Source organism: Actinokineospora cianjurensis, assembly GCF_003663795.1.
GTDB classification, from domain to species: Bacteria; Actinomycetota; Actinomycetes; order Mycobacteriales; family Pseudonocardiaceae; genus Actinokineospora; species Actinokineospora terrae.
Map to the genome: position 1 here is coordinate 178,696 of NZ_RCDD01000002.1, position 26,065 is coordinate 204,760.

24 protein-coding genes and 1 pseudogene are annotated in these 26,065 nt (G+C 71.7%); 12 read left to right on the forward strand and 13 right to left on the reverse strand.

From position 1 onward, the window contains the following. The first annotated feature begins 71 nt into the window (after positions 1 to 71). The 3 genes from CLV68_RS15535 to CLV68_RS33925 are packed head-to-tail and all read left to right on the forward strand — an operon-like array spanning position 72 to position 4,666. Complete coding sequence (locus CLV68_RS15535; RefSeq protein ID WP_211346561.1) at positions 72 to 3,176, forward strand: GH92 family glycosyl hydrolase; 3,105 nt, start codon at positions 72 to 74, stop codon at positions 3,174 to 3,176. 9 nt (positions 3,177 to 3,185) lie between these two features. Further along, positions 3,186 to 4,016, forward strand: a complete 831-nt coding sequence (locus CLV68_RS15540; protein WP_170224385.1) for an ATP-binding cassette domain-containing protein — start codon at positions 3,186 to 3,188, stop codon at positions 4,014 to 4,016. Beyond that, positions 4,013 to 4,666, forward strand: coding sequence for a hypothetical protein (locus CLV68_RS33925; protein WP_170224386.1), 654 nt, complete (start codon positions 4,013 to 4,015; stop codon positions 4,664 to 4,666). The genes CLV68_RS15540 and CLV68_RS33925 overlap by 4 nt, the downstream gene beginning before the upstream one ends. Before the next feature lie 216 nt (positions 4,667 to 4,882). Here CLV68_RS33925 and CLV68_RS33930 read toward each other — a convergent pair whose 3' ends face one another. Then, positions 4,883 to 5,059 carry a hypothetical protein gene (locus CLV68_RS33930; protein WP_170224387.1) on the reverse strand — a complete coding sequence of 59 codons (177 nt, stop codon included), beginning with the start codon at positions 5,057 to 5,059 and terminating at the stop codon, positions 4,883 to 4,885. Between CLV68_RS33930 and CLV68_RS15550 the strand changes: the two genes are divergently transcribed. After that, a complete protein-coding gene (locus tag CLV68_RS15550; RefSeq protein ID WP_170224388.1) occupies positions 5,058 to 5,477 on the forward strand; it encodes an SSI family serine proteinase inhibitor in 420 nt (139 codons plus the stop codon). The genes CLV68_RS33930 and CLV68_RS15550 overlap by 2 nt on opposite strands. Here the strand turns inward: CLV68_RS15550 and CLV68_RS15555 are convergent. Genes CLV68_RS15555 through CLV68_RS15565 form a run of 3 tightly spaced genes read right to left on the reverse strand, consistent with a single transcriptional unit; the run spans position 5,474 to position 8,069 of the window. Further along, complete coding sequence (locus CLV68_RS15555) at positions 5,474 to 6,169, reverse strand: histidine phosphatase family protein (protein WP_121391369.1); 696 nt, start codon at positions 6,167 to 6,169, stop codon at positions 5,474 to 5,476. The two genes, CLV68_RS15550 and CLV68_RS15555, sit on opposite strands and share 4 nt — an antisense overlap. Before the next feature lie 26 nt (positions 6,170 to 6,195). Beyond that, positions 6,196 to 7,023, reverse strand: coding sequence for an undecaprenyl-diphosphate phosphatase (locus CLV68_RS15560; RefSeq protein ID WP_121391371.1), 828 nt, complete (start codon positions 7,021 to 7,023; stop codon positions 6,196 to 6,198). Further along, complete coding sequence (locus tag CLV68_RS15565; protein ID WP_121391373.1) at positions 7,020 to 8,069, reverse strand: LLM class F420-dependent oxidoreductase; 1,050 nt, start codon at positions 8,067 to 8,069, stop codon at positions 7,020 to 7,022. The genes CLV68_RS15560 and CLV68_RS15565 overlap by 4 nt, the downstream gene beginning before the upstream one ends. Before the next feature lie 84 nt (positions 8,070 to 8,153). On the opposite strand from CLV68_RS15565, the gene CLV68_RS15570 reads away from it, so the two are divergent. Further along, complete coding sequence (locus CLV68_RS15570; protein ID WP_121392308.1) at positions 8,154 to 9,125, forward strand: aldo/keto reductase; 972 nt, start codon at positions 8,154 to 8,156, stop codon at positions 9,123 to 9,125. Here the strand turns inward: CLV68_RS15570 and CLV68_RS15575 are convergent. Next, on the reverse strand, positions 9,082 to 9,612 hold the full coding sequence (locus CLV68_RS15575) for a hypothetical protein (RefSeq protein WP_121391375.1): 531 nt from the start codon (positions 9,610 to 9,612) through the stop codon (positions 9,082 to 9,084). The genes CLV68_RS15570 and CLV68_RS15575 overlap by 44 nt on opposite strands. 177 nt (positions 9,613 to 9,789) lie before the next feature. On the opposite strand from CLV68_RS15575, the gene CLV68_RS15580 reads away from it, so the two are divergent. The 4 genes from CLV68_RS15580 to CLV68_RS15595 all read left to right on the forward strand — a co-directional run bounded on the left by CLV68_RS15580 (position 9,790) and on the right by CLV68_RS15595 (position 11,967). Beyond that, complete coding sequence (locus CLV68_RS15580; RefSeq protein ID WP_121391376.1) at positions 9,790 to 10,236, forward strand: MarR family winged helix-turn-helix transcriptional regulator; 447 nt, start codon at positions 9,790 to 9,792, stop codon at positions 10,234 to 10,236. Next, positions 10,233 to 10,637 carry a hypothetical protein gene (locus CLV68_RS15585; protein ID WP_121391378.1) on the forward strand — a complete coding sequence of 135 codons (405 nt, stop codon included), beginning with the start codon at positions 10,233 to 10,235 and terminating at the stop codon, positions 10,635 to 10,637. The genes CLV68_RS15580 and CLV68_RS15585 overlap by 4 nt, the downstream gene beginning before the upstream one ends. 116 nt (positions 10,638 to 10,753) lie before the next feature. Continuing rightward, the gene (locus CLV68_RS15590) at positions 10,754 to 11,758 is read left to right on the forward strand and encodes a YncE family protein (protein WP_121391381.1); all 1,005 of its coding nucleotides are present in this window, start codon (positions 10,754 to 10,756) and stop codon (positions 11,756 to 11,758) included. Continuing rightward, entirely contained in the window at positions 11,755 to 11,967 is a 213-nt protein-coding gene (locus tag CLV68_RS15595; protein ID WP_121391383.1) for a DUF5703 family protein, read from the forward strand. Before CLV68_RS15590 ends, CLV68_RS15595 begins: the two co-directional genes overlap by 4 nt. A 184-nt stretch (positions 11,968 to 12,151) precedes the next feature. Here the strand turns inward: CLV68_RS15595 and CLV68_RS15600 are convergent, their stop codons facing one another. From CLV68_RS15600 to CLV68_RS15620, 5 genes are all read right to left on the reverse strand, one after another. Further along, positions 12,152 to 13,036, reverse strand: a complete 885-nt coding sequence (locus CLV68_RS15600) for an aminoglycoside phosphotransferase family protein (RefSeq protein ID WP_211346562.1) — start codon at positions 13,034 to 13,036, stop codon at positions 12,152 to 12,154. Between the two features lie 64 nt (positions 13,037 to 13,100). Continuing rightward, positions 13,101 to 13,571, reverse strand: coding sequence for a DUF2231 domain-containing protein (locus CLV68_RS15605; RefSeq protein ID WP_121391385.1), 471 nt, complete (start codon positions 13,569 to 13,571; stop codon positions 13,101 to 13,103). A 191-nt stretch (positions 13,572 to 13,762) separates the two neighbouring features. Next, positions 13,763 to 14,383: a VOC family protein gene (locus tag CLV68_RS15610; RefSeq protein ID WP_121391386.1), complete on the reverse strand. Its 621-nt coding sequence runs from the start codon at positions 14,381 to 14,383 to the stop codon at positions 13,763 to 13,765. A gap of 65 nt (positions 14,384 to 14,448) precedes the next feature. Continuing rightward, entirely contained in the window at positions 14,449 to 14,781 is a 333-nt protein-coding gene (locus tag CLV68_RS15615) for a hypothetical protein (protein WP_121391388.1), read from the reverse strand. A 26-nt stretch (positions 14,782 to 14,807) separates the two neighbouring features. Beyond that, a complete protein-coding gene (locus tag CLV68_RS15620; RefSeq protein WP_121391390.1) occupies positions 14,808 to 15,455 on the reverse strand; it encodes an SRPBCC family protein in 648 nt (215 codons plus the stop codon). 115 nt (positions 15,456 to 15,570) lie between these two features. On the opposite strand from CLV68_RS15620, the gene CLV68_RS15625 reads away from it, so the two are divergent. Further along, positions 15,571 to 16,224 (forward strand): TetR/AcrR family transcriptional regulator, encoded by a 654-nt coding sequence (locus CLV68_RS15625; protein ID WP_121391392.1) that lies wholly within the window; start codon positions 15,571 to 15,573, stop codon positions 16,222 to 16,224. A 50-nt stretch (positions 16,225 to 16,274) separates the two neighbouring features. On the opposite strand, the gene CLV68_RS15630 is transcribed toward CLV68_RS15625, so the two are convergent. After that, positions 16,275 to 17,813 (reverse strand): hypothetical protein, encoded by a 1,539-nt coding sequence (locus CLV68_RS15630; protein WP_121391393.1) that lies wholly within the window; start codon positions 17,811 to 17,813, stop codon positions 16,275 to 16,277. A gap of 72 nt (positions 17,814 to 17,885) precedes the next feature. Between CLV68_RS15630 and CLV68_RS15635 the strand changes: the two genes are divergently transcribed. Then, the gene (locus tag CLV68_RS15635; RefSeq protein WP_121391395.1) at positions 17,886 to 18,374 is read left to right on the forward strand and encodes a GNAT family N-acetyltransferase; all 489 of its coding nucleotides are present in this window, start codon (positions 17,886 to 17,888) and stop codon (positions 18,372 to 18,374) included. A gap of 111 nt (positions 18,375 to 18,485) precedes the next feature. Beyond that, on the forward strand, positions 18,486 to 19,004 hold the full coding sequence (locus CLV68_RS15640; protein ID WP_121391397.1) for a hypothetical protein: 519 nt from the start codon (positions 18,486 to 18,488) through the stop codon (positions 19,002 to 19,004). A gap of 84 nt (positions 19,005 to 19,088) precedes the next feature. Here the strand turns inward: CLV68_RS15640 and CLV68_RS15645 are convergent, their stop codons facing one another. Both CLV68_RS15645 and CLV68_RS15650 read right to left on the reverse strand, forming a co-directional pair. Continuing rightward, positions 19,089 to 22,190: a S8 family serine peptidase gene (locus CLV68_RS15645; protein ID WP_121391399.1), complete on the reverse strand. Its 3,102-nt coding sequence runs from the start codon at positions 22,188 to 22,190 to the stop codon at positions 19,089 to 19,091. Positions 22,191 to 22,198: 8 nt separating this feature from the next. Then, positions 22,199 to 26,050, reverse strand: a pseudogene (locus CLV68_RS15650) (type I polyketide synthase); the annotation flags it as partial. Positions 26,051 to 26,065: the final 15 nt, after the last annotated feature.

Sequence of the window (26,065 nt, forward strand, 5' to 3'; positions counted from 1 at the left end):
ACCACCGTCACGATCGGCCATCCGGGCAGAAGATCACTTGCCTGCGGGTGCCCGGGCGTAGCGTGAGCCGCATGCACGGGTTCCGCACCTGCTTCGAGGCGGCCGATCCGGTCCCGACCTGGACCGACACCCCGGAACTCGGTGCCCGCTCCCCCGTCGTCGCCCTGCGCACGCACCTCGGTCCCGGCCCCCGTGCGGCGCCCGCGGCCAAGGCGGGTGTCGGGTTCACCGGCCTGCGCGCGCTGCGGTACGAGGGCGAGGCGGGCGAACCGGGCGCGGCGGTGAACCGGCTGTTCTGGTCCGACCAGCAGGTGATCAGCGGCGATGTCCTGTCCTACGTCGTGTTCCCCGAGTTCGACGACCGCTACCTGGGCACGCACGTCGCCCTGGACCTCGCGTTCACCGACGGCTCGCGGCTCTCCGACCTCGGCGTGGTCGACCAGCTCGGGTACGCGGTGACCGCCCGCGCGCAGGGCGAGTCGAAGGCGCTGTTCCCCAGCCAGTGGAATCGGCGCGCGGTGCGACTCGACCCGGCCGCGGGCAAGACGATCGCGCGCGTGCTGCTCGCGGTCGACATCCCGCACGCCCCGGCGTCGTTCGCGGGGTGGGTCGACGACCTGGCCATCGGCCCGGTCCCGGCGCCGCCCGCGAGCGCGGTCGAGCGGATCGTCACGACCAGGGGCACGCACTCCAGCGGCGCGTTCTCGCGCGGCAACACCATCCCGGCGACCGCGGTGCCGCACGGGTTCAACTTCTGGATCCCGGTCACGAACGCGGCGGTCACGAACTGGTCCTACGAGTACCACCGGGGCAACACCGACTCGAACCGGCCCGCGTTGCAGGCGATCGGCCTGAGTCACATGCCCAGCCCGTGGATGGGCGATCGGCACACGTTCCACTTCATGCCTACAACCGGGACGCAGGTCGGCAGGCAGGCGCGCGCGCTCACGTTCGACCACGCCAACGAGCACGCCCACCCGTATCACTACCTCGTCGAGTTCGATAACGGCGTGCGGGCCGAGGTAGCGCCAGCGGATCACGCTGCCGTGCTCCAGTTCACCTATCCCCCGGGTCCGGCGCATCTGGTGCTGGACAACGTCGGTTTAGGCGGCAAGGTCAGCGTCAACGGGGACACGATCACCGGCTACACGGACGTCCGCAGTGGACTGTCTGTGGGCGCGGGTCGGATGTATATCCACGCGAAGGTGGACGTACCGATCACGCGCGCGGATCACCGGTGGCGTGGTCTTACCCGCAGCAGCACGATGCTCGTGCGGTTCCCGGAGGGCACGCGGCAGGTGACGCTCCGGGTCGCGACCTCGTTGATCAGCCCGGAGCAGGCCGCCCGCAACCTCGACGAGCGCGACTTCGACGCCGTGCGGGACGACGCGAAGGCCCAGTGGGCGGCGATCACCAACCGTGTCGAGGTCGAGGGCGCCACCGAGGACCAACTCACGTCGCTGTACTCGTGCCTGTACCGGCTGTTCCTCTACCCGAACTCCGGCTTCGAGATCACCGAGGCCGGTCCGCGCTATGCGAGCCCGGTAAGCCCGCCTGCGGTCGAGGACGGGCAGATCTATGTCAACAACGGGTTCTGGGACACCTACCGCACCTGTTGGCCCGCCTACGCGCTGCTCGACCCTGCCCGCTGCGGGGAGCTCATCGACGGTTTCGTGCAGCAGTACCGCGACGGTGGCTGGGTGTCACGGTGGTCCTCCCCCGGTTACGCGAACCTCATGACCGGCACGAGTTCCGATGTCGCGTTCGCGGACGCCCACGGCAAGGGAGTGCCCGGGTTCGATGTGCGGGACGCCTACGACGCGGCTCTGCGCCACGCGACGGTGGTGCCGCCGGACGAGAGTGTCGGCCGCAAGGGGCTCGATCGGTCGATCTTCCTGCACTACACGCCGATGACGGTCAACGAGGGCATGTCGTGGGCGCTGGAAGGTTGTGTCAACGACGCCGGTATCGCCAACATGGCGGCCGCACTCGGTGACGCTGACAACCACGCCTACTTCCTGGACCGCGCCCGTCACTACGTCCACCACTTCGACCCCGCCGTCGGGTTCTTCCAGGGCAGGGACAAGACATGGCGGTGGTCCCCTCAGCAATTCGACCCCCGGGTGTGGGGTTACGACTACACCGAGACCAACGCCTGGACCGCCGCGTTCGGCGTACCTCACGATCCGCTGGGTCTTGCCGCGCTCCATGGCGGCCCCGCTGCCTTGGCCGACAAGCTCGACGAGTACTTCGCGACCCCTGAGACCGCCGCATACCCCGGCTCTTACGGGCGTGCGATCCACGAGATGATCGAGGCGCGAGACGTCCGACTGGGGCAGTACGGACACAGCAACCAGCCCGCGCACCACATCGCCTACCTCTACACGCAGCTAGGCAGGCCCTGGCGCACCCAGGAGATCGTGCGGGACGTGCTCGCGCGGCTCTACCAGGGCAGCGAGATCGGCCAGGGCTACTGCGGCGATGAGGACAACGGCGAGATGTCGGCCTGGTACCTCTTCAGCGCGCTGGGCCTCTATCCCCTGCGCGTCGGATCGCCCGTGTACGCCATCGGCTCTCCCCTGTTCCGCCGTGCCGTAGTGCACCTCGACGGCGGGGACCTCGAGATCGTCGCCCACGACAACAGCCACGACAACGTCTACGTCCAGAGGCTCCTGGTCAACGGCGAGCCCCACGAGCACGCGTGGATCGACCACGACGTCATCGCGGCGGGCGCGCGGCTGGAGTTCACGATGGGGCCGACGCCGTCGCTGTGGGGTGCCGACCGGCTACCGGAGCCGTTGGGAACGGGGCTACCGCTGCGGGACCTCACCGCGAGCCTGCCCGGCCAACTGTTCGACGACACCGCCCGCACCGAGACCACCGTGGACGGTCCGGTGACCGTGGACGTCGCCGGCCGGGTCGTGCTCTACACGCTGACCTCGGCGTCGACCGGTCCCGATCCGACCGCCTGGACCCTGCTGGGGTCCTCCGACGGACGTGACTGGCGCGAGCTGGACCGGCGGGTGGACCAGGTTTTCCGGTGGCGGCGGCAGACTCGCCCGTTCCAGGTAACAACACCCGAACACCACCGGCATTACCGTCTCGTGTTCGACGGTCCTACCCGGCTCGCCCAGGTCCAACTGCTGGCCGACCACGAGGACCCCGGCACGAGCTGAGGTGGCCTCATGCTGAGCGTGGAGGCAGTGAGCAAGCGCTACGGCGGCGGCAACTGGGTGCTGCGCGAGGTAGACCTGACTGTCGAGCCAGGCGCGGTGGTCGCGGTCGTCGGCGGCAACGGGTCGGGGAAGTCGACGCTGCTGCGGTTGATGGTCGGGGTGTCCCGGCCGACGGTCGGCGCGATCACCGGGCGCCCGGACGTCGTCGGGTATGTCCCGGAGCGGTTCCCGCCCAACGAACGCCTCTCCGCGGTCGCCTACCTGGGGCACCTCGGGCGCATCCGGGGCATGACCACGGTCGAGGCCGCGGACCGGGCGGAGGAGTTGCTGGAGCGGCTCGACCTGCAGGGCGGGTTCGACGCCCAGGTGCGGACGCTGTCGAAGGGCAACGCGCAGAAGGTGGCGCTGGCGCAGGCGCTGCTGGTGCCGCCCGGGTTGCTGGTGCTCGACGAGCCGTGGTCCGGGCTGGACTCCGACGCGCACGGGGTGCTGGCCACGATCATCGCGGAGGTGGCGGCCGCGGGCGGCGCGGTCGTGTTCACCGATCACCGCGAGTCAGTGACCAGGGCGAACGCCACCCGGATCCACCGCATCCACGACGGCAGGATCGCCGAGGCCACCCCGCCGGGGCGCGCCGTGGTCGAGGTGGCGCTGACCCGGTCCGCCGAGGACACCGAGGACCCCGGCTGGGACGAGGTGGGCGGGGTCCTCACCGCCGTCACCCACCAGGGCCAGTTGTTCGTGCGCGTCGACCGCGACCACTCCGACGCCCTGCTCACCATCGCGTTGCGCCACGGCTGGTCGGTCGACAGCGTGACCCCGGAGAAGGCGGCCCCATGATCGCGCTCGTCCGCTACACGCTGGCCACGACCATCCACGGTCAGCGCTACCTGGCGCCGGTCCTGCTGTTCTTCGCCGGTGTCGGTATCTCCGCGGGCAGCGACTCAGGGCCGCTGCCCGGCGTTTACGCACTCAACTCGGGCATCCTGTTGGTCTGCGCGACCTGGGTGACGATGGCTGTCATCAGCGTCGAGGACCCGACCCACCGCGCTATCACGGTCGTGGCCGCCCGCGGTCCGGTCAAGGTCCTAGCGGCCGCGGTCGTGGTCAGCGCGTTGATCGCGGTGGGGCTGACCATCGTCGGTCTTGGCCTCCCCCTGGCCATGCACCCACGTCCGGTGACAGCGGCCGACCTCCCTGCCGGAGCGATGGCGCACCTGCTGTGCGCGGCGCTCGGGCTCGCGTTCGGCCTGCTGTGCTCCCGCCTGGTGATCCGCCGCCAGGGCCACGCCCTCCTCGCCGCACTGGTCCTGGTGACCGCCGCGCTGCTGACCACGGGGTCACCGCCCAACACCCTCTTCAAGCGCATGGCCAACACCAGCCACGCCGCCGACGTCCTCCCCACGGCCGCCGCGATGCTCCCCATCGGCCTGGCAGTCCTGGCCCTCGCCGCCGCCCTCACCCACATCGTCTCGGTCCGCAGGGACTGACTGCCCTCCCACGCAACCAAGCCTGCTGCCCCTCAAGCCGTCCCCAAACGCAGCCAGGCCCTCCGAATCCGTAGCCGTCTCCCCAGCGCACCACCAATGCCCTTGACCTCCCCAGCGCGACACCAAGCCCCCCAGCGTCCGCCGCTGCTGTTGGCCCGTGGCGTTCCGCTGTTCCCGGAGCCACCCCTGCCTGCCAGCCATCGGTTATCTTGATAGTCAATAGTTGATAATTTGTTCATTGGTCATCGGTGCGACGGTGGGCAGATCCTCGGCCGGGTGGGATATCCGCACGATCGTGTGGTTGGCCGGGTCGGTGCGACCGGCGGCACAACGGGGCGGGTACGCAGGAACGCGGAAGGTGAAAGTCCGAGACCCCGGGATGTGGTTGTCCATGCGCAGCACCGTGCTCACCAGCGTGCTCTTGGCCGGGATGGTCGTGGGTAGCGCCGCGGCCGCCACCGCGACGACGGCGGTGCGGGACGAGGCACCGAGGGTGGCGGTGGGGCCAGGGGCGTCGTTGGTGTTGACGACGCAGTGGCTCAGCAACGGCAACACGAAGGCCGCGATCCTCAACTGCGACCCCACCAACGGCAGCACCCACGCGGACCCGCAGGCGGCGTGCGACGCGCTCAAGGGTGTCAACGCCGACTTCGCGGCGTTGCCCGACACCAACCGCCCCTGCACGTACAACTACGACCCGGTGGTCGTCACGGTCAAGGGCGATTGGTACGGCGAGTACGTCACCTACCGGGAGCAGTTCTCGAACCAGTGCGTCGCCATTGTCAGCAGCAACGACGTGTTCGGGTTCTAGCGCCCGGTAGTGCCACCCACGGTGGCGTCTCCGCTGGGGGCCTCGTCCGGCTTGGGCTCGGGCGGCACCACGCTCGCGAACTCCTTGCCCGCGTCGTTCATGCGCAGCACGAACGGGCGGGTCTCGGTGTAGCGGATGACGCTGACCGACGCCGGGTCCACGACGATGCGCTGGAACGTGTCGAGGTGCTGGCCAAGAGCGTCGGACAGGATCGCCTTGATGACGTCGCCGTGGCTGCACAGCAGCCAGACAGCGCGCTCACCGTGCTCGGCCGTGATCCGCGCGTCGTGCGCCCTGACCGCGCGGACGGCACGGGCCTGGACGTCGGCGAGACCTTCCCCGTCGGGGAACACCGCGGCGGACGGGTGCTGCTGCACGACCTTCCACAGCGGTTCCGCGAGCAGGTCCTTGATGGCCTTGCCGGTCCAGGCCCCGTAGTCGACCTCGGCGAAGGCGTCGTCGACGACGGGGGTGATGCCGCGGGCGGCGGCGAGCGCGGTGACGGTCTGCTCGCAGCGCGGCAGCGGGGACCGGACGATCCCGTGCAGGGTCACCTCGGCGAGCCGGTCGACCAGGTCGGCGGCCTGCCGCTGCCCGGTCGGGTCGAGGGTGACGCCTTCGCTGCGACCCGCGAGCACACCGGAGCCGTTGGCGGTGGAGCGGGCATGGCGGAGGAGGACGAGTGTTGCCATGGGCGATCAGCCTAGGCAGTGGGTGATCACGTCGGTGCGACGACCCCGGTGGCGAGCAGTCCGCACAGGACCGCGCCGAGGGCGATGCGGTACCAGACGAACACCATGAAGTTGTTCTTGGACACGTAGCGCAGCAGCCACGCGACGCAGGCGTAGCCCACGACGAAGGACACCGCGGTGGCCACGACGGTCTGCGGGATGCTGGCCTGCACGCCGGGTCCACCGCGGTCCATCACGTCCGGGATGCTGAAGATGCCCGCGCCGAACACCGCCGGGATGGCCAGCAGGAACGAGTACCGGGTGGCCGCCTCGCGCTTGAGGCCGAGGAACATGCCCGCGGTGAGCGTCCCACCCGAACGGGACACGCCGGGCACCAGCGCCATGGCCTGGGCGAAGCCCATGACGATGCTGTCGCGCATGGTCAGCTGGTCGCGGCGCTGCTTGCCGAGCTCGTCGGCGATGGCCAGGATGACCGCGAACACCATGAGCACGACGGCGGTGATCCACAGGTTGCGCAGGCCGGAGCGGATGAGGTCCTTGAACACCACGCCCAGCAGCGCGATCGGCGCGGAGCCGATGATCACGTACCAGGCCAGCTTGTAGTCCGGGTCGCTGCGGGCGGCCGAGGTGAACAAGCCGACGAACCAGGCGCGCAGCAGCCGCCAGATGTCCTTGGCGAAGTAGATGATGACCGCGGTCTCGGTGCCCAGCTGGATGACGGCGGTGAACGAGGCGCCCGCGTCACCGCCGAACCACAGCTCCGAGACGATCCGGATGTGCGCCGAGGACGAGATCGGCAGGAACTCGGTGAGCCCCTGCACGATGCCGAGGACGATTGCTTGCAACCAGGTCAACTACCGACTCCCGCGAGATCCAGAGCGTCCACGGCCACCCTGAGGGCCGCCTTGCTGCGCTCCGAATCTTGCAGGATGGGGGAAACGGTCAGCGTGGTGACCCCCGACTCCGCGAGCGCCTGCATCTTCTCGGCGATGCGCTCCTTGGGGCCGAGCAGCGAGGTGGAGTCGATGAACCCGAGCGGCACCGCGGCGGCCGCGCCCGCGTAGTCCCTGGCGAGGTAGCGGTCCTGGCACTCGGCGGCCTCGGCCTCGTAGCCCATGCGGCAGGCCAGGTTGTTGTAGAAGTTCTGCTCGCGGCTACCCATGCCACCGACGTAGAGGGCGGCGTAGGGGCGGACGGTGTCGGCTGCGACGCGCCAGTCGTCTTCGACCACGAGTGGGGTCGTAGGCACTACGTCGAAGCCTTCCAGGGTCTTACCCGACTTCGCGCGGCCCTTGGCGATGAGCTCTAGCGACTCACGGCCGTGTTCCGGGGAGTAGAAGATGGCCAGCCAGCCGTCCGCGATCTCGCCGGTGAGTTCGAGGTTCTTCGGACCGATGGAGGCGAGGTAGATCGGGATCTGGTCGCGCACCGGGTGGACGGTGAGCTTGAGCGCCTTGCCCGGCCCGTCCGGCAGCGGCTGCACGAAGTGCGCGCCCTGGTAGTCGACCCGTTCGCGGCGCAGCGCCGAGCGCACGATGTCGACGTACTCGCGGGTGCGGGCCAGCGGCTTGTCGAACTTGACCCCGTACCAGCCCTCGGAGACCTGCGGTCCGGACACGCCGAGGCCGAGCCGGAACCGGCCGCCGGAGAGGGTGTCGAGGGTGGCGGCGGTCATCGCGGCCATGGTCGGGCGGCGCGCGGGGATCTGCAGGATGGCGCTGCCGACGTCGATGCGCTCGGTCTGCGCGGCCACCCAGGCCAGCACCGACGGGGCGTCGGAGCCGTACGCCTCGGCGACCCAGGCCACCGAGTAGCCGAGCCGGTCGGCCTCGCGCGCCAACTCCAGGTTCGCGGCGTCGTTGCCCGCACCCCAGTAGCCCATGTTCAGTCCGAGTCGCATGACGGCAGGTTACTCATCGGTAGCACCGGTTGGCCAGTGGGCCTCCGGTGGCGGTACCCGGGTGGCCGCCTAGGCTCGGTGATCGTGGAGCAACGACACCTCGGGCGCAGCGGGCTGCGGGTTTCCCGGTTGGGCCTGGGCACGCTGACCTGGGGCGGGGACACCGGCGCCGACGAGGCGGCCGCGCAGCTGGCGGCGTTCACCGAGGCGGGCGGCACCCTGGTCGACACCGCGGACATCTACGCCGACGGCGAGGCGGAGCGCCTGCTGGGCACGCTGCTGGGTGACCTCGTGCCGCGGGAGCGGGTGGTGTTGGCGACCAAGGCCGTCGCGCGCAGGCACGACGGGCCGTTCGGCGGGGGCGCGTCGCGCGGGGCGTTGCTGACGGCGCTGGAGGAGTCGCTGCGGCGGCTGCGAACCGACCACATCGACCTGTGGCAGTTGCACGCGTGGGACGAGGCCGTGCCGCTGGAGGAGACGCTGGCGGCGGTGGAGGGGGCCGTGCGCGCGGGCAAGGTGCGGTACGCGGGGATCTCGAACTACTCGGGTTGGCAGACCGCGACAGCCGCGGCCCATCAGGCGTCGACAGGGCTACCGCTGGTGAGCACGCAGGTGGAGTACTCGCTGCTGGAGCGCGGGGTAGAGCGGGAGGTCATCCCGGCGTCCGTGCACCACGGGCTGGGAGTGCTGCCGTGGGCGCCGTTGGGGCGGGGTGTGTTGACCGGCAAGTACCGCACCAACACGCCCGCGGACTCGCGTGGGGCGTCGCCGGTGTTCGCGCGGTATGTCGAGCGGCATCGCACGGAACGGGCGGCGCGGATCGTTCAGGCAGTGGTTACCGCCGCTGACGGGCTGGGGACGTCACCGTTGGCGGTAGCGCTGGCGTGGGTTCGGGACCGTCCTGGCGTGGTGGCGCCCGTGGTGGGGGCGCGGGACACGACGCAGTTGAAGGGGTCCCTCATCGCGGAGGAGTTGACGCTGCCCGCGGCGATCAGGTCCGCGCTCGACGACGTCAGCGCGGTGGAGTTCGGCTACCCCGAACGGCGTCTGCACTAGCCGCGTCGCCGGGTACGTCGTCGGTCTCGGAGTCGAGGTCGCTCTCGTTGTCGGCCACCTCGTTGTCGGCCACCTCGTTGTCTGCCAACTCGCTGTCGGCCATGACGAAGTAGTCCCGCACGTCCGAGCGGTACATCAGGTGCGCCGCGGAGATCACCAGCAGGGTCGAGAGCACCAGGGCGGCGGTCCCGAGCACGCCCTCGGCGATGCCCAGCATCAGCAGCAGCGCGAGTCCCGCGACCAGCAGTGACGCCACGCGGGCCCAGTCGCGGCCGCCGCGCAGGGCCAGCGCGAACCCCATGGCCAGGCAGATCGGCACGACCGAGAGCGAGACGTCGTGGTCGGAGCGGGCGGAGACGACGGCGAGGTGGGCGGCGGTCACGCCGACGTTGAGCAGCAGCAGGACGCTGGCGGCGCGCACCGGGGCGGGCGCGTCGGTGGGTTCGGGATCGCCGAAGATCGGCAGGTGAGCGGGGTCGATTGCCATGGCTACCTCCCTGCGCTGGTGCCTGCAACGTCGGCGCCACCACAGTCGGTGTTACAACTTGGTTTCGACATCACCCTCCCGGCGCAACAGTTTCCCGGATCCGGTGAACCTGACCAGCTTGTTTCGTAGTGCGCCGAATACTGTCCATGGCGATAGTATCCATGTACTGTAGTTGGTGTGCGTGACGCGGAGACCCCGGTGTCGGGGCTGGTCTGGCGGGTGTCGACCCGGTGGCGGGCGGCGATCGACCGGGCGGTGACCCCGTTCGGGCTGACCCACGCCCAGTACTCGGTCATGGCCCCGCTACTCACCCTGCGCCGTTCCGGCACTCGGCCGAGTCAGCGACGCCTGGCGGACTTCACCGGGCTGGAGCCGCTGTACGTGTCCAAGCTCGTCCGGTCGCTGGAGCAGGCCGGGCTGCTGACCAGGACACCCGACCCCGACGACAGCCGGGCGATGCTGCTCGACCCCACCGACCACGGCCGCGACCGCACCGAGCGGGCCGTCGCCGCGGTCCACGCACTCCAGCACGACCTGACCGCGCCCCTCGGCGGAGTCGACAGCCCGCGCACGCGGGCGCTCGTCGAGGCGTTGCGCGCCCTGCTCGAGGAGGAGAAGACATGAGCCACCCGTTCAACGGACTCGTCATCGGCCAGGCGGGCCGGGCCACCCGCGCCCTGCTCGACCGGCTGCTCGCCGACGCCGCCACGACCTTCCCCGAGTGGGTCGCGCTGGTGCTGCTGTCCGACGGCGACATCGCCGAGGATGACCTGGTCGGGCACCTGACCGCGCGCCTCGGTGACGCGGAGGCCGGGCACGCCGTCGCCGCACTGGCCGCGAATGGCCTGACCAGCGCGGGAGTGACTCTCACCGACGCGGGCCGGGCCAGGTTCCAGCGCATCGGCGACGGCGTCGACCGGATCGCGCAGAAGCTCTACGGGGACCTGTCCGCCGAGGACAAGGCGATCGCGGGGCGGGTGCTGGCGGAGGTGACCGCGCGCGCCGAGGCGGAACTGGCGGCCTGAGCAAGCGGCTTGCGGCCTGCGGGATCGTGGGCGGACACACCCCACCGGACGTGGCCATGGCGTGCTCGGTGCGGGATGCTGGGGGGACGCCCCGTCCCCGCCGTCCGGAGGTCTGCTTGCCCCGCGTCGTCGTCCTGGTCGCCGCCACCGCGCTCTGCGCCGCGTTCACCGCGGGCTGTTCGTCGGATGACCAGCCGAGGGACGAGTTGATGGTCACCGACAACCCGGTCGCCGCGACCCCCGCCCACTCCCCCGTGCCGACCGCCACCCCCGCAGGCACCGTGCTGCCGTTGGCGACACCGGTCACGGCTGTCGCCACAGACCCGACGACCCGGACCTTGACCGTGGCCTCGGGGACCGAACTACGGCTCTACGACCTCGACGCACTCGACAAGGCACCTCGTGCTCTTACCCTGCCCGGCGCGGCCGAGTCATTGACGCTGGCGGGCGATGGTGGCGCCGTGCTCGCCGCGGTTCCTGGCCGCGTGGTTCGGGTAGCGCTACCCGGTGGCGCGCTGGACGAGTCTGCTGTGGAGGGATCGCCGGTGGCCACCGCGATGTTCGGTGGCGACACTCTCGTCGCGGTTCGTGACCGCAAGCAGGTGGCCGTCCTCGACGACGGGCAGGTGCGGCGCGTGATCTCGGGCAGCCTGCTCAGTGCCGACCAGGTGTTCAGCACCGGTCCCGGCGCTCTAGTGCTCGACCGGCTGCGCAACGCGGTGTTCCAACTGGACGTCGAGCAGGGCACCTTCGGGCAAGGACTGCGTGCCGGACAAGGCTCCACCAACGGCGTAGTGGACCGATGGGGGCGCGTTCTGGTCACCGACACCCGCGGCGGCGCGCTGTTGGCGTTCTCGCTAGACCCACTCCTCATGCGTCAGCGCTACCCGGTGGCGGGTTCGCCCTACGGGATCGCTTATGACGCCAAGCGCGACCTGGCGTGGGTGACGTTGACCGAGACCAACGAGGTGGTCGGCTACCAGGTCGGCGGCGAGGAACCGGTCGAACGGCACCGGTACCCGACCGTCGCTCAGCCCAACTCGGTCGCGGTCGATCCAGAGACCGGGCGCGTGGTGGTCGCGTCCGCGAACGGAGGTGGTGTGCAGGTGGTGCGACCATGAGCGAGAGCCAGATCGAGGGCGACTGGGAATACCTACCGCTGCGCCTGCCACCCGGGGTCTCCCGACTCACGGCAGCCACGCAGCTGGCCATCCAGGCCGAGTTCAACGGCTGGGAACTGTCCCGCGTCCGCCTCTACGCCGACGGCACCCGCAAGGTGCTGCTCCGGCGCAAGATCCGCAAAGCAGGACTTCCCAAAGTAGCGCTGTGACACTTCCTCCCGCCACCCGCCCCCTCGTCCCCACCCGGCATCGTCCCCGGCCTGGCACGTTATCGCCCGGCCTCGTACCCGACTCGGCATCGTCACCGCTCGGTCTCGTGCTCGCCTGGTGGCGGTTCCGACTTGGCGGCCTCGGCGGTCGCCTTGGTATGTCGGTGAGGGGTGTGGACCTGCTCTAGTCGCGGTCGGCGAGGAGAGCCGCTAGGCGCGGGCGGTCGAGGGGGCCGCCGGGGGCGGGGAGTAGGCCGGATAGGCCCCAGACGCGGCCGCGGGCCCAGGTGGCGTCGTCGATGTCCAGGGCCGTGCGGAACAGGTCGCGGCCGTGCGGGGTCAGCACGGTCCAGGCGGCGATGAGGTCGCAGGCGGGGTCGCCCACGGCGAGCGTGCCGAAGTCGATGACGGCGGTGATCCGCGCACCGTCGCCCAGCAGGTTGCTCGGCGCGGGGTCGCCGTGGATCCACACACCCGGCCCACCCCACTTGGGCGCGGCCAGTCCCAGCTCCCAGATCGCGGCGATGGCGTCGGTGTCGACCACCCCGGCGAGTGCGTCGATCTTCTGCTGGAGCACCCACGCGACGACCGGCGAGTAGCTGACGTCGTCGAGGTCGACCCCGCGGAACCCGTTGCTCCACTCCGGCGGTGGACCGCCAGTGGTGTCGATGGACCAGAGCGCGCCCAGGAAGTCGGCGAGGTCGGCGGCCGCGCGGGTCTCGTCGAGCCGGTCGGGGTCGACCCGCTCGCCGTCGAGCCAGCGGTACACCGACCACTGCAGCGGATACCCCTGCCCCGGCGCGCCGCGTGCGATCGGCTGCGACACGGTCAGCGGGAGGTGCGGGGCGAGTCGGGGCAGCCAGGTCTGCTCGCGGTCCACCTGACCTTCCCAACGGGCGAACCGGGGCAGGCGCACGGACATGTCCGCGCCGAGGTGGTAGGTCGCGTTGTCGACGCCTTGCGTGGCCACGGGCTCGACGGGCAGGTCGGCCCAGTGCGGGAACTGCGCCGCGACGAGGTCCCGGACGAGCGTGGACGGGATGGTCAGCGCGGTGTCACCTGCGGGCAAGTCGCCTCCCGATCGGTTGGATCTCTCCATACCAACCGATCACCCGGTGACCTGTCCACCGAGTTTATCGGGCGGGCTGCTGGTCGATCCCGTCCCACACGGCGCGCGCACCCGCGTCACCGACGCGGTAGGTGTGTACGCCAGCGGCAGCGCCAACTCCGACGCACAGCACTGCCAGCACGATCACCGCGGGCTTGGTCCACGACTGGGCGGTCCGCGTGCTCACGACCATCAGGGCGGTGACCACCACGAGCAGGCCGAGCACGAACCAGATCAGCGTGTCCCCGAGCTCCTCGTGCGCCTTGATCAGGTCGTTCTCCGGCAGCCGCTTCTCCAGGTCCTCCCCGCTGGAGGTCGCGATCGGCGTCAACACCGCCCCCACCGCCGCGAACCCCACGACCAGCCACCCGAACCGCGCCCGCGCCGCGGGCCACACCGCGATCACGATGGCCCCCAGCACCGCCAGGGGCACGAGCACCACGACCGCGTGCACGACCAACGCGTGCACCGGCAACCCATTGATGAACTCCGGCATACCCACCTCCGACTAGGCGATACAACAGGTACGCGCCACATCCCTGACCGGTTCAGTCAACCGCGCCTGCGCCACCTCGGCCACGCGCGACGCGCCCAACTCACAGCCAACGGGTTCCTGCTCAGGGGGTTCGTCGGGGTTCCCGTGCGTGCTGAGGGCGGCCGCGACGGCGGGAATGGGTGAGAGGCACATCAGGACTGGGTGGCCATGGAGGTGGACTCCCAGGGGAAGCCGTCGGGGTCGGTGAAGGGTGTGGTGGGGGCGTTGAGGGCGATCCGGTGTGAGCCAGTGCCCTCTTCGGGCACGCCCGCGTCCTTGGCGAGCGCTCGGCGTCGGTACAGGGCCAGCTTGACGGCTCCACCGGCGAACTCGACGTACATGCGGGCGAAGCTCTTACCCACAACGAGGCCCTGCTCCAGGTAGAACCGCCTGCTCGCGGCCACGTCGGCGACTCCGAGGAGCAGCACGACATCGGAGACCTCGCGCGTGGCAGGCCCGGTGTCCTTCTTCGCCGCCGTCGCGACCTTCCAGATCGTCCCGTCCGGCGCCCGCACCACCCCGCCATACCCCCACATCGACTTCGCGGCAGCCTTCACCACCGTCGCCCCGGCATCGACAGCAGCGTCGACGAGCGCATGAACATCAGCAGGCTGCGCCACCGTGAGCGACAACGTGAACCCGCGAAACCCGTCCGTCGGCTCCTGCGAGGCCCGCAACCGCACCCGGTCGCCCAGCCCGAAAGCAGCGGAGTAGAAGCGCTCGGCGGCCGCGAGGTCGGCCACCTCAAGAGTGATGCTGTCCAGTGAGGTCATGCCGACAACGCTAAGGCCGCCCCGCTGACCTGCGCTTCTCCATTCGTGACCACTGACCGGACGGGTCAGGCAACTCGCGGGCGTCGGTGGAGGGTGTGGTGGGTGATGGCCACGGCGGTGGCGGTGGCGGCGAATAGCGCGGTAGCGGTGGGGCTCAGGAACTTGGACAGGCTTGGGGCGGTGCTGGGGCCTGCCAACCACGCGGTCACCAGCACGGCGTAGACGGCGGTCAGGGCGCCGGTGGACCAGCGGAGGGCTTGCTGGGCCGGGTCTCGCAGTGCGGCGACAAGGGTGATGGCGATGGGGATGATCGCCACGAAAGCGAACTGGCCGAGCACGAACACCGGAACGGCCCAGGCGGCGACGAGAACGGGCAGGGAGGGGCGGTGGGTGGTCATCGTCTTGCTCCTCTGGTCGGGGTGGGTCAGTGGTGGCAGTGGCGGGATTCGGCGGCGGTCTTGAGGTCGGCGAGCCAGTAGTCGAGGCCGGGGGCGAGGTACTGGATGGCGGTGGCCGGGTCGGCGTCGATCTGGGGGCCGCGCCAGCTCTCCTCGGTGCGGACGATGACGCCGCCGTTGGCCTCGGTGAAGGTCCAGACGTGGACGCCCTCGTCGATGCGGAGGCCGTCGCCGATGGCGGGGCCGGTCCAGCGGACGCACGTGCCGGGCTTGATCTGCCCGACGGTGGAGGTGATCACCAGGGTGGTCGCCGGGGTGGTGAGGGTGGGCGGGGCCGGGGTGGTCCAGCGGAATCGCGAGCCCGGCCGCAGCGGGCCGGGGTCGAGCCGCTTGAGGCTGGTGACCGCCCGCTGCCACGACGGCCAGTGCTCGACGTCGGTGTGCAGCCGCCACACCGTGCTCAGCGGCGCCTCGATGAAGGTCTCGGTCTGGTGGTGGATCTGCGCGGCGGGGTTGATGCCCTTGCCCTGGCAGGTCAGCGGCGCGGGCGCGGCGGCGGCGGCCTGGGCGGGCGCGGAGAGCGCGAGCAGCGCCGCGGCCAGCGGGATGGTGAGCAGGGCGGAGCGCAGCCGGGCCGGACGGCGGGCGGTGCTGACCTGGTTCGACGGGGTCATGACTTCTCCTGATCGCTAGGCGTTGTTGCTGTAGTTAGAACCTATAACGCCGATCGCGAGAGAGTCAATAACGAGAGTGATAGCCTCTAACCACGTTGAGCGGAAGGAGCAGCCGATGACCGACCCAAGCGGGCAGAGCCCACGCGAGCGCTACCGCGTCCAGGTGCGCGAAGAGGTCAAGCGCCACGCCTGGGAGCAGATCGCCACCGCTGGCGTACCGGCGCTGTCGCTCAACGCGATCGCCAAGCAGGTCGGCATGAGCGGACCCGCCCTCTACCGCTACTTCGCCAGCCGCGACGACCTGATCACCGAGCTCATCCGCGACGCCTACCGCAGCCTCGCCGACACCGTCCACGAAGCCGCGACCGACGGCGCCGACCTGTCCCGGCTGGCCTGGACCATCCGCGACTGGGCCCGCGCCGACCCCCAGCGGTACTTCCTCATCTTCGGCACCCCCGTCCCCGGCTACCACGCCCCCGACGACATCACCGCGATCTCCGCCGAGGTCATGACCGTCCTCCTGGACGCGGCCACAACCCACAACCGCGCGGCCACCACCAAGCGCACCCCGCTCGACATCCACCTCGACATCCACCGCGACTGGGTCGGCGACCACCCCGCCACCGCCGACACCATGCGCCGGGCCCTGCTGTTCTGGACCCGCCTGCACGGCATCCTCTCCCTCGACCTCGCGGGCCACTTCGCGGGCATGAACCTCAACCCCGACCTCCTGATCGTCGAGGAAGTCGACGCCATCACCGCGCGCTGACCCTCAACAACGGACATATCAACCCCTGGCTCTTCACCGCAGAGCCCCGCCTAGCTCCCATCCAGACGCCGGCGCGACTCCCCCACCAGGGACGCCATGACCTCGGGCGGCAACGACGGGTTGGCGGCCGCTGCCTGGGCCGTCCACCCGTCGTCGTCGGTGAGGAGTTCGGAGATGGTCTCGGGTGGCAGGGCGGGGTGGGCGGCGGCAAGCGGCCTTGCTCTGTCGTCGTCCAGGCACGCCAGCAGTGCGGGCGCGGTGGCGTTGGGGTGTTCGGCGATCGCGCGGAACGCCTTGTGCGATGGGGGTAGGTGCCGGACCACGTCCTCCAGCAAGGCCGAGGAGGCAGCCGGGTTGCGCGCCACGGCGCCGAGGACCTGCGTGCCATGGCGGTCGATCATCGCGCGGAGCTGGGTCTCGGACAGGCCCGGGTCCGGTGCGATGGCCTTGACCACCTTCGCGTCGTGGTCGGCGGCGAGGACGTCCCGCACCCGCGCGGGCAGATCACGTCGGTGAGCCAGCAGCATCCGCAGCGCCGCGGTCGGGGACAAGGCCAGGTTCTGGACCTCGGCCTGCGTCGCGGTGGCTATCCGGGGCACCAGGGTCGGACCGATCTTGGTGGTCACGGCCAGGTCGGCGAGCACGTCGAGCGGGACACGGGGGTTGAGGGCGACCTGGCGCCGGACGTGGGTGTCCTCCCGGGCGAGTTCCCGGATCACGGCGTCGCCGATCGCGGGGTTCTCGGCGAGCGCCCACCGGACGCCAGGGACGGGGTCGGCGGCGAGGCGCCGGTACGCCTCGGGTGGCAGGTCGGGTCGGGCGGCGAGGCGTTCGCGGAACAGCCACATGGGATGGTCGAGGAAACCGATGACAGCGTCGAGCGGGGTAGTCGGGTTGCCGAGTGCGAGCAGGTGCGTCTCCCAGACCGTGGACTCGTGCGAGCCGTCGCAGGAGGCGCCCGTTCGCAGATCGCAATCGGCGCGCGGGCACTCCCGGTCGTGCACGAACGGCACCGTCTCGCGATCGCACACCAGGCATCCCGTCAACGGCGGGAGACCCTCGCCCGTGATCAACGACGCCAACACCGCTGGAGGCGCCACCTCGTTGCCTGCCAACGCTTTGCGCACCTCGGCATGCGGATGCCCAGCGAGCCGCGCCACCACCTCCACCGAGGTCGTCGCCTCCGCCAGGCCCGCCACGACCACAGCCTCGACGTCGCCCGCGAGCACCTCCACGACATCCTCGGGAAGTCCCGGACAGGCCGCCAGCCTCACCCTGTGCTCGACCGCCGGGTCGACCGCGAACCGCCGCGTCCACTCGGGATCGCCCGCTCCCCGCCCGAGCAGGGCAAGAGCGACCACGGGCGCCACCAACGGATCGACACTGTCCACAGTGAGCACTCCAGCCTCGGCGAGCTCGACCGCGGTCTCCGGCTGCCTCTTGACCAACTTCAGCGCCTGCCCCGCACTCAGGTCCCCGCGCTCCGCCAGCGCTCCAGCCATCTCGGCGTCCGCGACATCGATCAGCCGCTCGACCAGCGCGGCAGGCAGGGCAGGGTTGACGGCAAGCCCGTAGAGGAGGTGGTCCACGCCAACACCATGCCCCCGCTCCCCCGCGTCTGCCACTCAATAGCGTCGCGCCCCTGTGGGAGACTCGGTGCCATGACAGTCCTCGAAACCAGCCGCTTGCTGCTCAGGCCGTGGCGGGTATCCGAGGCCGCCATCCAACGCGAACTGTGGACCGAACGCGACCCCCGAGTCCCGCCGCACCGCCGGATCGACGCCGACGGACACCCCACGATCGCCGAGCTCGAGGACGCGATCCGCGCCTCGTCCACCGACTTGCTGGCCATCGAACGAAAAGCCACCGCCGACGTCATCGGCTACTGCGGCCTGGTCGGCAGTGGATCCACAGAGGACCCCGAACTCGCCTTCGAACTCCTGCGCCGGACCTGGAACCAGGGCTACGCCACCGAAGCCGCCCGAGCGGTCCTCGACTGGGCCAGATCCTCCGGCCACCAGAGCCTCCGAGCCACAGTCTGGCCCTGGAACACAGCCTCCCGCCGCGTCCTGGCCAAACTCGGCTTCATCGAGATCGCTCCAACCCCATCGGACCCCACCCGAACCTTGCGGACCACACTTCGCCTCTGAACGCGTTCCGGCACACGATGTAGCAGGCCATGTTGACCTACAAGCTGGGCGCGCTGGCGGGGCAATCATGGTCCGCGCCCTCGGACTGCTCGTGAGCGGTAGGCTCACGACGTGATCCAGGCGGGACGGCGGGTTCTCGCCGTGTTGGTGATGACCGCCGCTGGGGTGGGGTCGTGTGTCACGGCGTGCGACCCCACCCCGCTCGCGGCGGGACTGTACGGTGCCTGCCAGGACGACGGCGGGCGTACGGCCGAGCGACTGTTGGCGCGGGAGGAGCTCGACCTGGCCCCGCCCGACGTCGAACCCGAGGAGAAGGCCAGCAAACAGCCCTGCGAGGACGAGGCCGGGATCGGCACCGTCTCCCGGGGCTTCGCCACCAAGGGCCAGAACGACGAGATCCGGGCCTACTACAAGACAGCCTTCACCGATCACGGCTGGCAGCAGCGCTACGAGGCCCCCCTGGAACCCCTCGACGTCTCCAAGCCCTACACAACCAGCGTCCACGTGTGCTTCGAACGCCCGGACATGCCGGGCGTGATCCTGGGCCTGCACTTCAGCCCCTTCGACCCCTTGTCCTACTCGATCGGCTTCGACTACGGCAAACCGGACCTGACCTGCCCCACTGGTTGAACCAAGGGCGGCGCGGGGCCTCGCTCCCGCGCCGCCCTTCTTCGCATCCGGGGTGAGCACCAGCGCTGGCCGTGCCGTGGCGGATCAGCGGAGGGTGTAGGCGTCGATGGTGGTCAGGTCAAGCGGGTGGCCTGCGGGGTCGGTTGTCTTGGCGCGCAGGGAGACCGTGCCGGGGGTGTCGGGGTGGCAGAGCAGGGCGGTGCCCGCCAGTACCAGAGCTCGGCTCCAGGTCTTGCCGCTGTCGTAGGAGACCTCGACCGTCGTCGACCTGTTCGCCCCGGTGATCGGGACCGGGAAGACGCGGCCGCGGGGGGCTGTGTTGTCGCCCGCCAGGCGGGGGGTGAATCGGATGGTCGGCAAGGGGATCGGCTGGGTCGAGTCCGGGTGGGTCGAGGTGAAGGTCCAAGACGCGGTGACGTGGGTGGAGAGCGTGGCATCGGGGGTGCGGACCGCGTCGGCGACCAGCCGGTAGGTGGACCGCCCGGCGGGGATGGTGAAGGTGGCGGTGGGGTCGGTCGACTCACCCACCTTCACGTCATCGCGGTAGAGGGTGGTGACGCGGCTCGACAGGGGGACGTCGCCCGCGTTGCCGTCCGCGTCGCCGAACAGGGGTAGTGCCGCGCTCAGGGTGTCCTTGGTGCGGCTGACGAACGACTGGCCCTTGGGCAGTGACGGGAAGGCAGGGCCGAAGACGCCGCGGTTGTACGTCTCGGTGTAGTCCCGACCGGGGCGGTAGTGGCGGACCGGGCTCAGCGCGGTGCCGTCCGGTTGTCCTGTCGCAGAACGTTGTACCAAGAGGGACGTCCACAAGGCGCCGTCGGCTTCCGTTGTGTAGTACTCGTCGCGTACCCGCGGCAGGACCGCGGTGTCGTAGCCGGGGCTGGAGTCGAGCACGCCGCCGGTTGTCGGGAACGGCACGGCGGCGCGCGAGCCGAGGCGGTCAGGGCCGGTGGCACGGAGGTCTGCCCGGACGTGCGCGAGGTCGCGGACGCTGGGCCGCTTGGTGAGCCCGTCCGGTAGGCCGCCGTGCCCGAAGTAGGCCAGTCCGTAGAAGGCGCCGTTCTCGGCCAACCACTGGGTATGGACCTTTGTGGTCAACGCCGTACCCGGCACACGGGCGCCTGCTGTGCCGGTCGCGGTCCGCGTGATGTCAGTGCCGGCGATGCCGGTGGAGTAATCGCCGTAGGACAGGGCAACGTCCGCGAAGCGGCTGGTAGCCCGCACTGGCGGGGTGATGCTCAACGGCTTGGTGCGCCGGTAGTCGATAACGAGCTCGGAGTCCCCGCTGACCGTGAACGACGGTTGGAACAGCCAGTTCAGGTTGTCCCCGACCAACAACGAGTCGACCGAGTACTCGCCCTTCGGCAACCGGAGCCGTCCCGTGCTCGGCACCTGGTACTGCCGCGCGCCCGCCGCCCGCGACACGATCCGGGCGTACCCGCCGATCGCGGGGGTGCCGTCGAGGCCGAGTTGGCTGACGGTGATCTCGAAGGTCGGCTCGGACCGGGCGAACACGATCGGCGTGCGCACCCCACCCGCGACGACCATCCCCGCGTACAGACCCTGCGGCCCGGTCGCCGGGGCGGCCACGGAGTAGGTGGCGACGGCGGTGCCGCCCGCCGGGACGGTCAACCGAGCCGGGGACACGGTGACCAGGTTCGCCTGCTTGCCGTCCGGGCCGTAGAGCACCGCCTTGGGTTCGACGGTCGCCTCGGTGGTCCCGGTGTTGCGGTAGGTGACGTCACGGGTGAGGGTGCGGCCGGGGTCGGGGAGCCGCTGGGTGCCCAGGTGCACGGACGCGGGTTCGGTGGACAGGGTCTGGGTCATCGCGGCGGCGACGTCGACCCGGCCGGTGCCCTCCTCGAAGATGGTCTGGCCGGTGCCGGGGTGGGCGCTGGCCACCAGCACGTCCTTGAGCCGCTCCCCCGGCCAGTCCGGGTGCTGCTGGGCCAGCAGCGCGGCGGCCCCGGTCACGTGCGCGGCGGCCATCGAGGTGCCGAAGTCGGCGACGTACGGACCCTCGCCGGGCGAGGTGGACGAGCGGGCGGCGACGATCGCCATGCCCGGGGCGGTGATGTCCGGCTTGACGGCGCCGTCACCGACGCGGGGGCCGTGCCCGGAGAACGGCAGGATCTTGTCGGCGCGGTCCACCGCGCCGACGGTGAGGGCCGTGTCGGCGCTGCCGGGCGAGCCCACGGTGCCGCCGGTCGGGCCGTCGTTGCCCGCGGCGACCACGAACAGGGTGCCGTGCTGGGCGGAGAGGGTGTCGACGGCCTGCTCCAGCGGGTCGCTGCCCGGCAGGTCGGGTCGGGCCAGGCTCAGGTTCACCACCGCGGCGCCCGCCCCGGCCGCCCACTGCATGCCCGCGATGATCCACGAGTCGCGGGCCGACCCGCTGTCGTCGAACACCTTGCCGTCGAGCAGCCGCGCGCCGGGTGCGACGCCGCGGTACCGCTCGCCGTTGCCCGCGATGATCGACGCGATGTGGGTGCCGTGCCCGATCCGGTCCAGGCCGTCCGGGGCGTCGGAGAAGGTGCGCGCCTCGGCCACCCGCGACACCAGGTCGGGGTGGGTGCGGTCGATGCCGGTGTCGAGGACGGCGACGGTCACGCCGGTGCCGGTGTACCCGGCCTTCCAGGCGGCGGGGGCGCCGATCTGCGCGGTGCTCTTGTCGAGTTGGGGCTTGCGGACGCCGTCGAGCCAGATCTTGCGGACGCCGGGGTCGGCCAGGGCGCGCATGCCGTCGCCGCGGACCGCGGTCGCGTAACCGTTGACGGCGGGCAGGCTGGCCGCGCCCGCGGGCTCGACGGTGGCCAGGCCGGGTTGGCGGGTGACGATCACCGGTACGGTGGCGCCGTCGTGGGCCGCGGCGAGCAGCGCGTCGACGTCGAAGAGCCGCTCGTCGAGGCGGTCGTCGGCCAGTGGGCGCAGCGCGTCGACCGGGACGACGAAGTGGTGGCCGTCGCGTTCGTAGTAGGAGAACGCGGTGCGCTCGCGGTCTGGTCCCGGGTGGATGGTGCGGTGCCCGAGGGTGTCGACCTCGACCCGGTCGCCGGTGAGCAGGACGACCGTGCGGGAGCCGGGCGGCACGGGGGTGGCGGCCGCGGTGGTCAGGTGCGTGCCGCTGAGCACGACGCCGAGCACGGCGGCGGCGGTGGTGGCGCTGCGCCACGGGGTTGTCCGCATTGTTCCTCCTACGCGAGTTCCGCGCGGAGGCACTCGGCCACGGCGGCGGGGGTGGGGTGGTCGAACACGAGGGTGGGTGGCAGGGCGACGCCGGTGGCGACGCTGAGCCGGTTGCGCAGTTCGACGGCGGTCAGCGAGTCGAACCCGAGGTCGCGCAGCGGGGTGCCGGGGGCGATGTCGCCTCGGTGGCCCAGTACCGCGGCGACGTGCGCGCGCACCAGGTCGAGCAGGTTCTCCGCGCGGACCTCGACCGGCGCGACGTGGGGCAGCAGGTGCCGCAGCGGGGCAGGCACGGTGGGCCACACGCGCAGCGCGGCGGTGTCCCACTCGACGGCGACTTGGACCGGCTCGGGGATCCGCGCGGCGGCGACCACCAGCGCCCGCTTGTCCTCCGTGGACAGTCGGGTGATGCCGAGGTGGCCGTCCTCGTCCGGTCCCCACGCGATCGAGAGGGCGGGCAGGCCGAGGTCGGCGCGTCGGCGGGCGAGGGCGTCGAACGCGGCGGCGGGCACGGCGCCCGGGCCGCCCAGGACCCCGGTGGCGGAGCCGGAGAGCACGAACAGGCCGAGGTCGGCGGTGAGGTCGTGCAGCGCCAGCGCCTCGTCGTAGCGGTCTCCGGCGTAGACGACCCCGGCCAGCGGGTGCGCCTCGGCGACCGCGCCGGGCAGGTCCAGGTCGGCGAAGCGCACCGCGGGGACGTCGGCGAGGTCCGGCAGCGGGGCGCCGAGGACGAGGACGGCCTTCGCGCCGAGGTCGAGCACGGCGTGGGCGAACAGCGCCCGGTCGGCGTCGGTGCCGCCCGCGACCAGGACGGTGCCCGCCGCCAGGTCGGGCGCGGGGCTCGCACCCGTGGCGGGCACGAGCCTCGGCTCGAACAGGCCGTCCTGGCCGACCACCAGTTGGTGTCCGGCGCCGACGACGGCGGCCACGGTCGCGATGGGCTCGTCAGGTCCGATGTGGACGATGCGGATCCGGTCCGGGTGCGCGAGTTGCGCCGAGCGCACGTAACCCCAGACGGCGGCGCAGGCGGGGTCCGACGGCGAGGCGCCGCGGGTGACGACCACCGGGCAGGCGTTCGCCCAGTCGGGATCGGTGCGCCACCGCGACAGCAGCGCCGAGACCTCGCGCAACGCGGCCACCGTGTCGCGCCCGGTCACCGGCAGGGCGAGCGGCCCGGTCGGGGTCTCGCCTGGTGCCAGGTCGTCGAGCAGCCGCAGGTCGGCCGGGACCGGGGCCAGCTCCTTCCACTGTGGACACCACAGCCGGCCGCGGGTCGCGCGCTCGGCGGGGATCCAGTACCGCGCGCGGTCGAACGGGTAGCCGGGCACCGGCACCGGGTCGTCGGGCAGGTGGGCGAGCAGGGCGGGCCAGTCGACGCCGACGCCGTGCGCGTGCGCGGTCGCGAGGTTGGTGAGCAGACGCGTCGGCGAACCGTCGTCGCGCTGGATGCTGGGGATCACCGCCGAGCGCCCGGCGGCGCCGTGCAGGTTCTGGTGCAGGGCCGAGGTCAGGATGGGGTGCGGGCTGCAGTCGACGAAGGTGGTGTGCCCGAGGCCGAGCAGCGTGGTGACGGCGCGGTCGAGCCGGACCGGTGCGCGCAGGTTGCGGTACCAGTACGCGGCGTCGAGCAGGTCGATCTCGTTCCCGGTGACCGTGGAGACCATGGGTGTGCGGGGCGGCAGCGGGGTGATGTCGCGCAGGGCGTCGAGCAGGTCGTTCTCGACGGCGGCGACGTGCGGGCTGTGCGAGGCGTACCCGATGGGGGTTCGACCCGCGCGGACGCCTTGGGCTTCGCAGTGCGCCAGCAGGCCGTCTACCACTTCGGGCGTGCCCGAGACGACCACAGACTCCGGCGCGTTGACCGCGGCCAGCCACACCCCCGCGCACCCGTCCGGCGCGCAGTCCGACCCGGCGCCGTGCACCGCCGCGTGCACCCATCCCCACGACGCGTGCACCCACGCCATGGCGCCGCCGGTCAGCCCCGCGACGAGGCGGGAGCGGGTCACCACGACCCGCGTCGCGTCCGCCAGGGACAGTGCCCCGGCGACGACCGCGGCCGCCACCTCGCCCTGGGACTGCCCGGCGACCGCGTCCACCCGCACCCCGCACGCCTGCCACAGCGCGGCCAGCGAGACCATCACCGCGAACAGGGCGGGTTGGAGCACGTCGACGCGGCGCAGCGCGACCGGGTCGGACAACGCCGCGCGCACGTCCCAGCCCACGAGCCCGGACAGTTCCCCGGCGCACTCGGCCATCCGGTCGGCGAACACCCGGGACGCGCCGAGCAACCGCTCCCCCATGCCGACCCACTCCGAGCCCTGGCCGCCGAACACGAGCACCACGCCCGTGCCGCCGCGACCGACATCTCCGGGACCGCGGACCACCGCCGGGCCGTCGAGGGTGTCCAACCCGTCCAGTGCGGACTCCGGGGAGTCCGCGAGCACTACCGCGCGGTGCCCCAGGACCGACCGGCGTGACAACGACACCGCACATCCGCCGATGCCGTCGGATAAGCGCTCACGGAGCAGATCCGCCTGCGCGCGCAGGGAACGGGCTGACGCGGCCGACAGCAGCAGTGGCACCGTCCTACCCACCAGACCCAGCCCGGGGTCGACCGGAGCGGGGCACGGCGCGGGTGGTGGTGCCTGTTCGAGCACCACGTGCGCGTTGGTGCCGCTGATCCCGAACGCCGACACCCCGATGCGCCGCGGTCCACCGGTCCGCGGCCACGGCACCGGCTCCCGCAGCACCGCCACCGGTCCCCACTCGACGCCCGCGCACAACTCGTCGACGTGCAGCGTGCGCGCGAGCACGCCCCGCCGCAGGCAGCCGATGGCCTTGATCACGCCTGCCACCCCGGCGGCGGCCTGGGTGTGGCCGATGCCCGACTTGACCGACCCGACCCACAGCGGCCGGTCCCTGCCGGGGCCGTACGCGGCGGCCAGCGCCCGCACCTCCACCGGGTCACCCAACGGCGTCCCGGTCCCGTGCGCCTCCACGGCGTCCACATCGGACGGTGCGAGGCCCGCGTCGGCGAGCGCGGCGGCGATCACCGCGGCCTGCGCGCCCGCGTCCGGGGCGGTGAGCCAGCCCGACGCCCCGTCCGAGTTCACCGCGCTGCCGCGCACCAGCGCCAGCACGCGGTGCCCGAGCCGCCTGGCCCGCGACAGCCGCTCCAGCACCAGCGCGCCCACGCCCTCCGACGGGCCGAACCCGTCGGCGCCCGCGCCGAACGCGCGGCACCGGCCATCCGCCGACAGCGCGCCGAGACGGGCGAACTCGGTGAACGTGGTCGGCGTGGACATCACCGTCACCCCGCAGGCCAGGGCGAGCTCCGACTCCCCCCGCAGCACCGACTGCGCGGCCAGGTGCAGCGCCACCAGCGACGACGAACAGGCCGTGTCCACGGTCAGCGCCGGTCCGGAGAGCCCGAAGGTGTGCGCGACCCGACCCGACACGACGCTGGTGGCGCTGCCGAGGCCGAGGTGGCCCGCGAGGTCCGGCGGCACGGTGCGCAGCCGGGTGGCGTGGTCGTGGTGCGCCACGCCGACGAACACCCCGACCGACCCGCCCGGCGCGATCCCGGCGTCCTCGAACGCCGACCAGCACACCTCCAGCAGCACCCGCTGCTGCGGGTCCATGCCCAGCGCCGCGCGCGGGCTCACCCCGAACACCGCGGCGTCGAACTCCAGCGCGTGGCGCAGGAACCCGCCGCCGGTGACCCCGGCCAGGTCCCAGCCACGGTCGGTCGGCGGGCCGGTGACGAGGTCGTGCCCGGCGGCCACGACGTCCCACAGGTCGTCGGCCGAGGCCACGCCGCCTGCGAACCGGCACCCGGTTCCCACCACCGCGATCGGATCGTGCACGGTTTCCCC

Coding starts and splice junctions, on each gene's coding strand:
- CLV68_RS15535 (WP_211346561.1), top strand. CDS start 72: ATGCACGGGTTCCGCACCTGCTTCGAGGCGGCCGATCCGGTCCCGACC.
- CLV68_RS15540 (WP_170224385.1), top strand. CDS start 3,186: ATGCTGAGCGTGGAGGCAGTGAGCAAGCGCTACGGCGGCGGCAACTGG.
- CLV68_RS33925 (WP_170224386.1), top strand. CDS start 4,013: ATGATCGCGCTCGTCCGCTACACGCTGGCCACGACCATCCACGGTCAG.
- CLV68_RS15550 (WP_170224388.1), top strand. CDS start 5,058: ATGCGCAGCACCGTGCTCACCAGCGTGCTCTTGGCCGGGATGGTCGTG.
- CLV68_RS33930 (WP_170224387.1), bottom strand. CDS start 5,059: ATGGACAACCACATCCCGGGGTCTCGGACTTTCACCTTCCGCGTTCCT.
- CLV68_RS15555 (WP_121391369.1), bottom strand. CDS start 6,169: ATGGCAACACTCGTCCTCCTCCGCCATGCCCGCTCCACCGCCAACGGC.
- CLV68_RS15565 (WP_121391373.1), bottom strand. CDS start 8,069: ATGCGACTCGGACTGAACATGGGCTACTGGGGTGCGGGCAACGACGCC.
- CLV68_RS15575 (WP_121391375.1), bottom strand. CDS start 9,612: ATGGCAATCGACCCCGCTCACCTGCCGATCTTCGGCGATCCCGAACCC.
- CLV68_RS15585 (WP_121391378.1), top strand. CDS start 10,233: ATGAGCCACCCGTTCAACGGACTCGTCATCGGCCAGGCGGGCCGGGCC.
- CLV68_RS15595 (WP_121391383.1), top strand. CDS start 11,755: ATGAGCGAGAGCCAGATCGAGGGCGACTGGGAATACCTACCGCTGCGC.
- CLV68_RS15605 (WP_121391385.1), bottom strand. CDS start 13,571: ATGCCGGAGTTCATCAATGGGTTGCCGGTGCACGCGTTGGTCGTGCAC.
- CLV68_RS15610 (WP_121391386.1), bottom strand. CDS start 14,383: ATGACCTCACTGGACAGCATCACTCTTGAGGTGGCCGACCTCGCGGCC.
- CLV68_RS15615 (WP_121391388.1), bottom strand. CDS start 14,781: ATGACCACCCACCGCCCCTCCCTGCCCGTTCTCGTCGCCGCCTGGGCC.
- CLV68_RS15620 (WP_121391390.1), bottom strand. CDS start 15,455: ATGACCCCGTCGAACCAGGTCAGCACCGCCCGCCGTCCGGCCCGGCTG.
- CLV68_RS15625 (WP_121391392.1), top strand. CDS start 15,571: ATGACCGACCCAAGCGGGCAGAGCCCACGCGAGCGCTACCGCGTCCAG.
- CLV68_RS15635 (WP_121391395.1), top strand. CDS start 17,886: ATGACAGTCCTCGAAACCAGCCGCTTGCTGCTCAGGCCGTGGCGGGTA.
- CLV68_RS15645 (WP_121391399.1), bottom strand. CDS start 22,190: ATGCGGACAACCCCGTGGCGCAGCGCCACCACCGCCGCCGCCGTGCTC.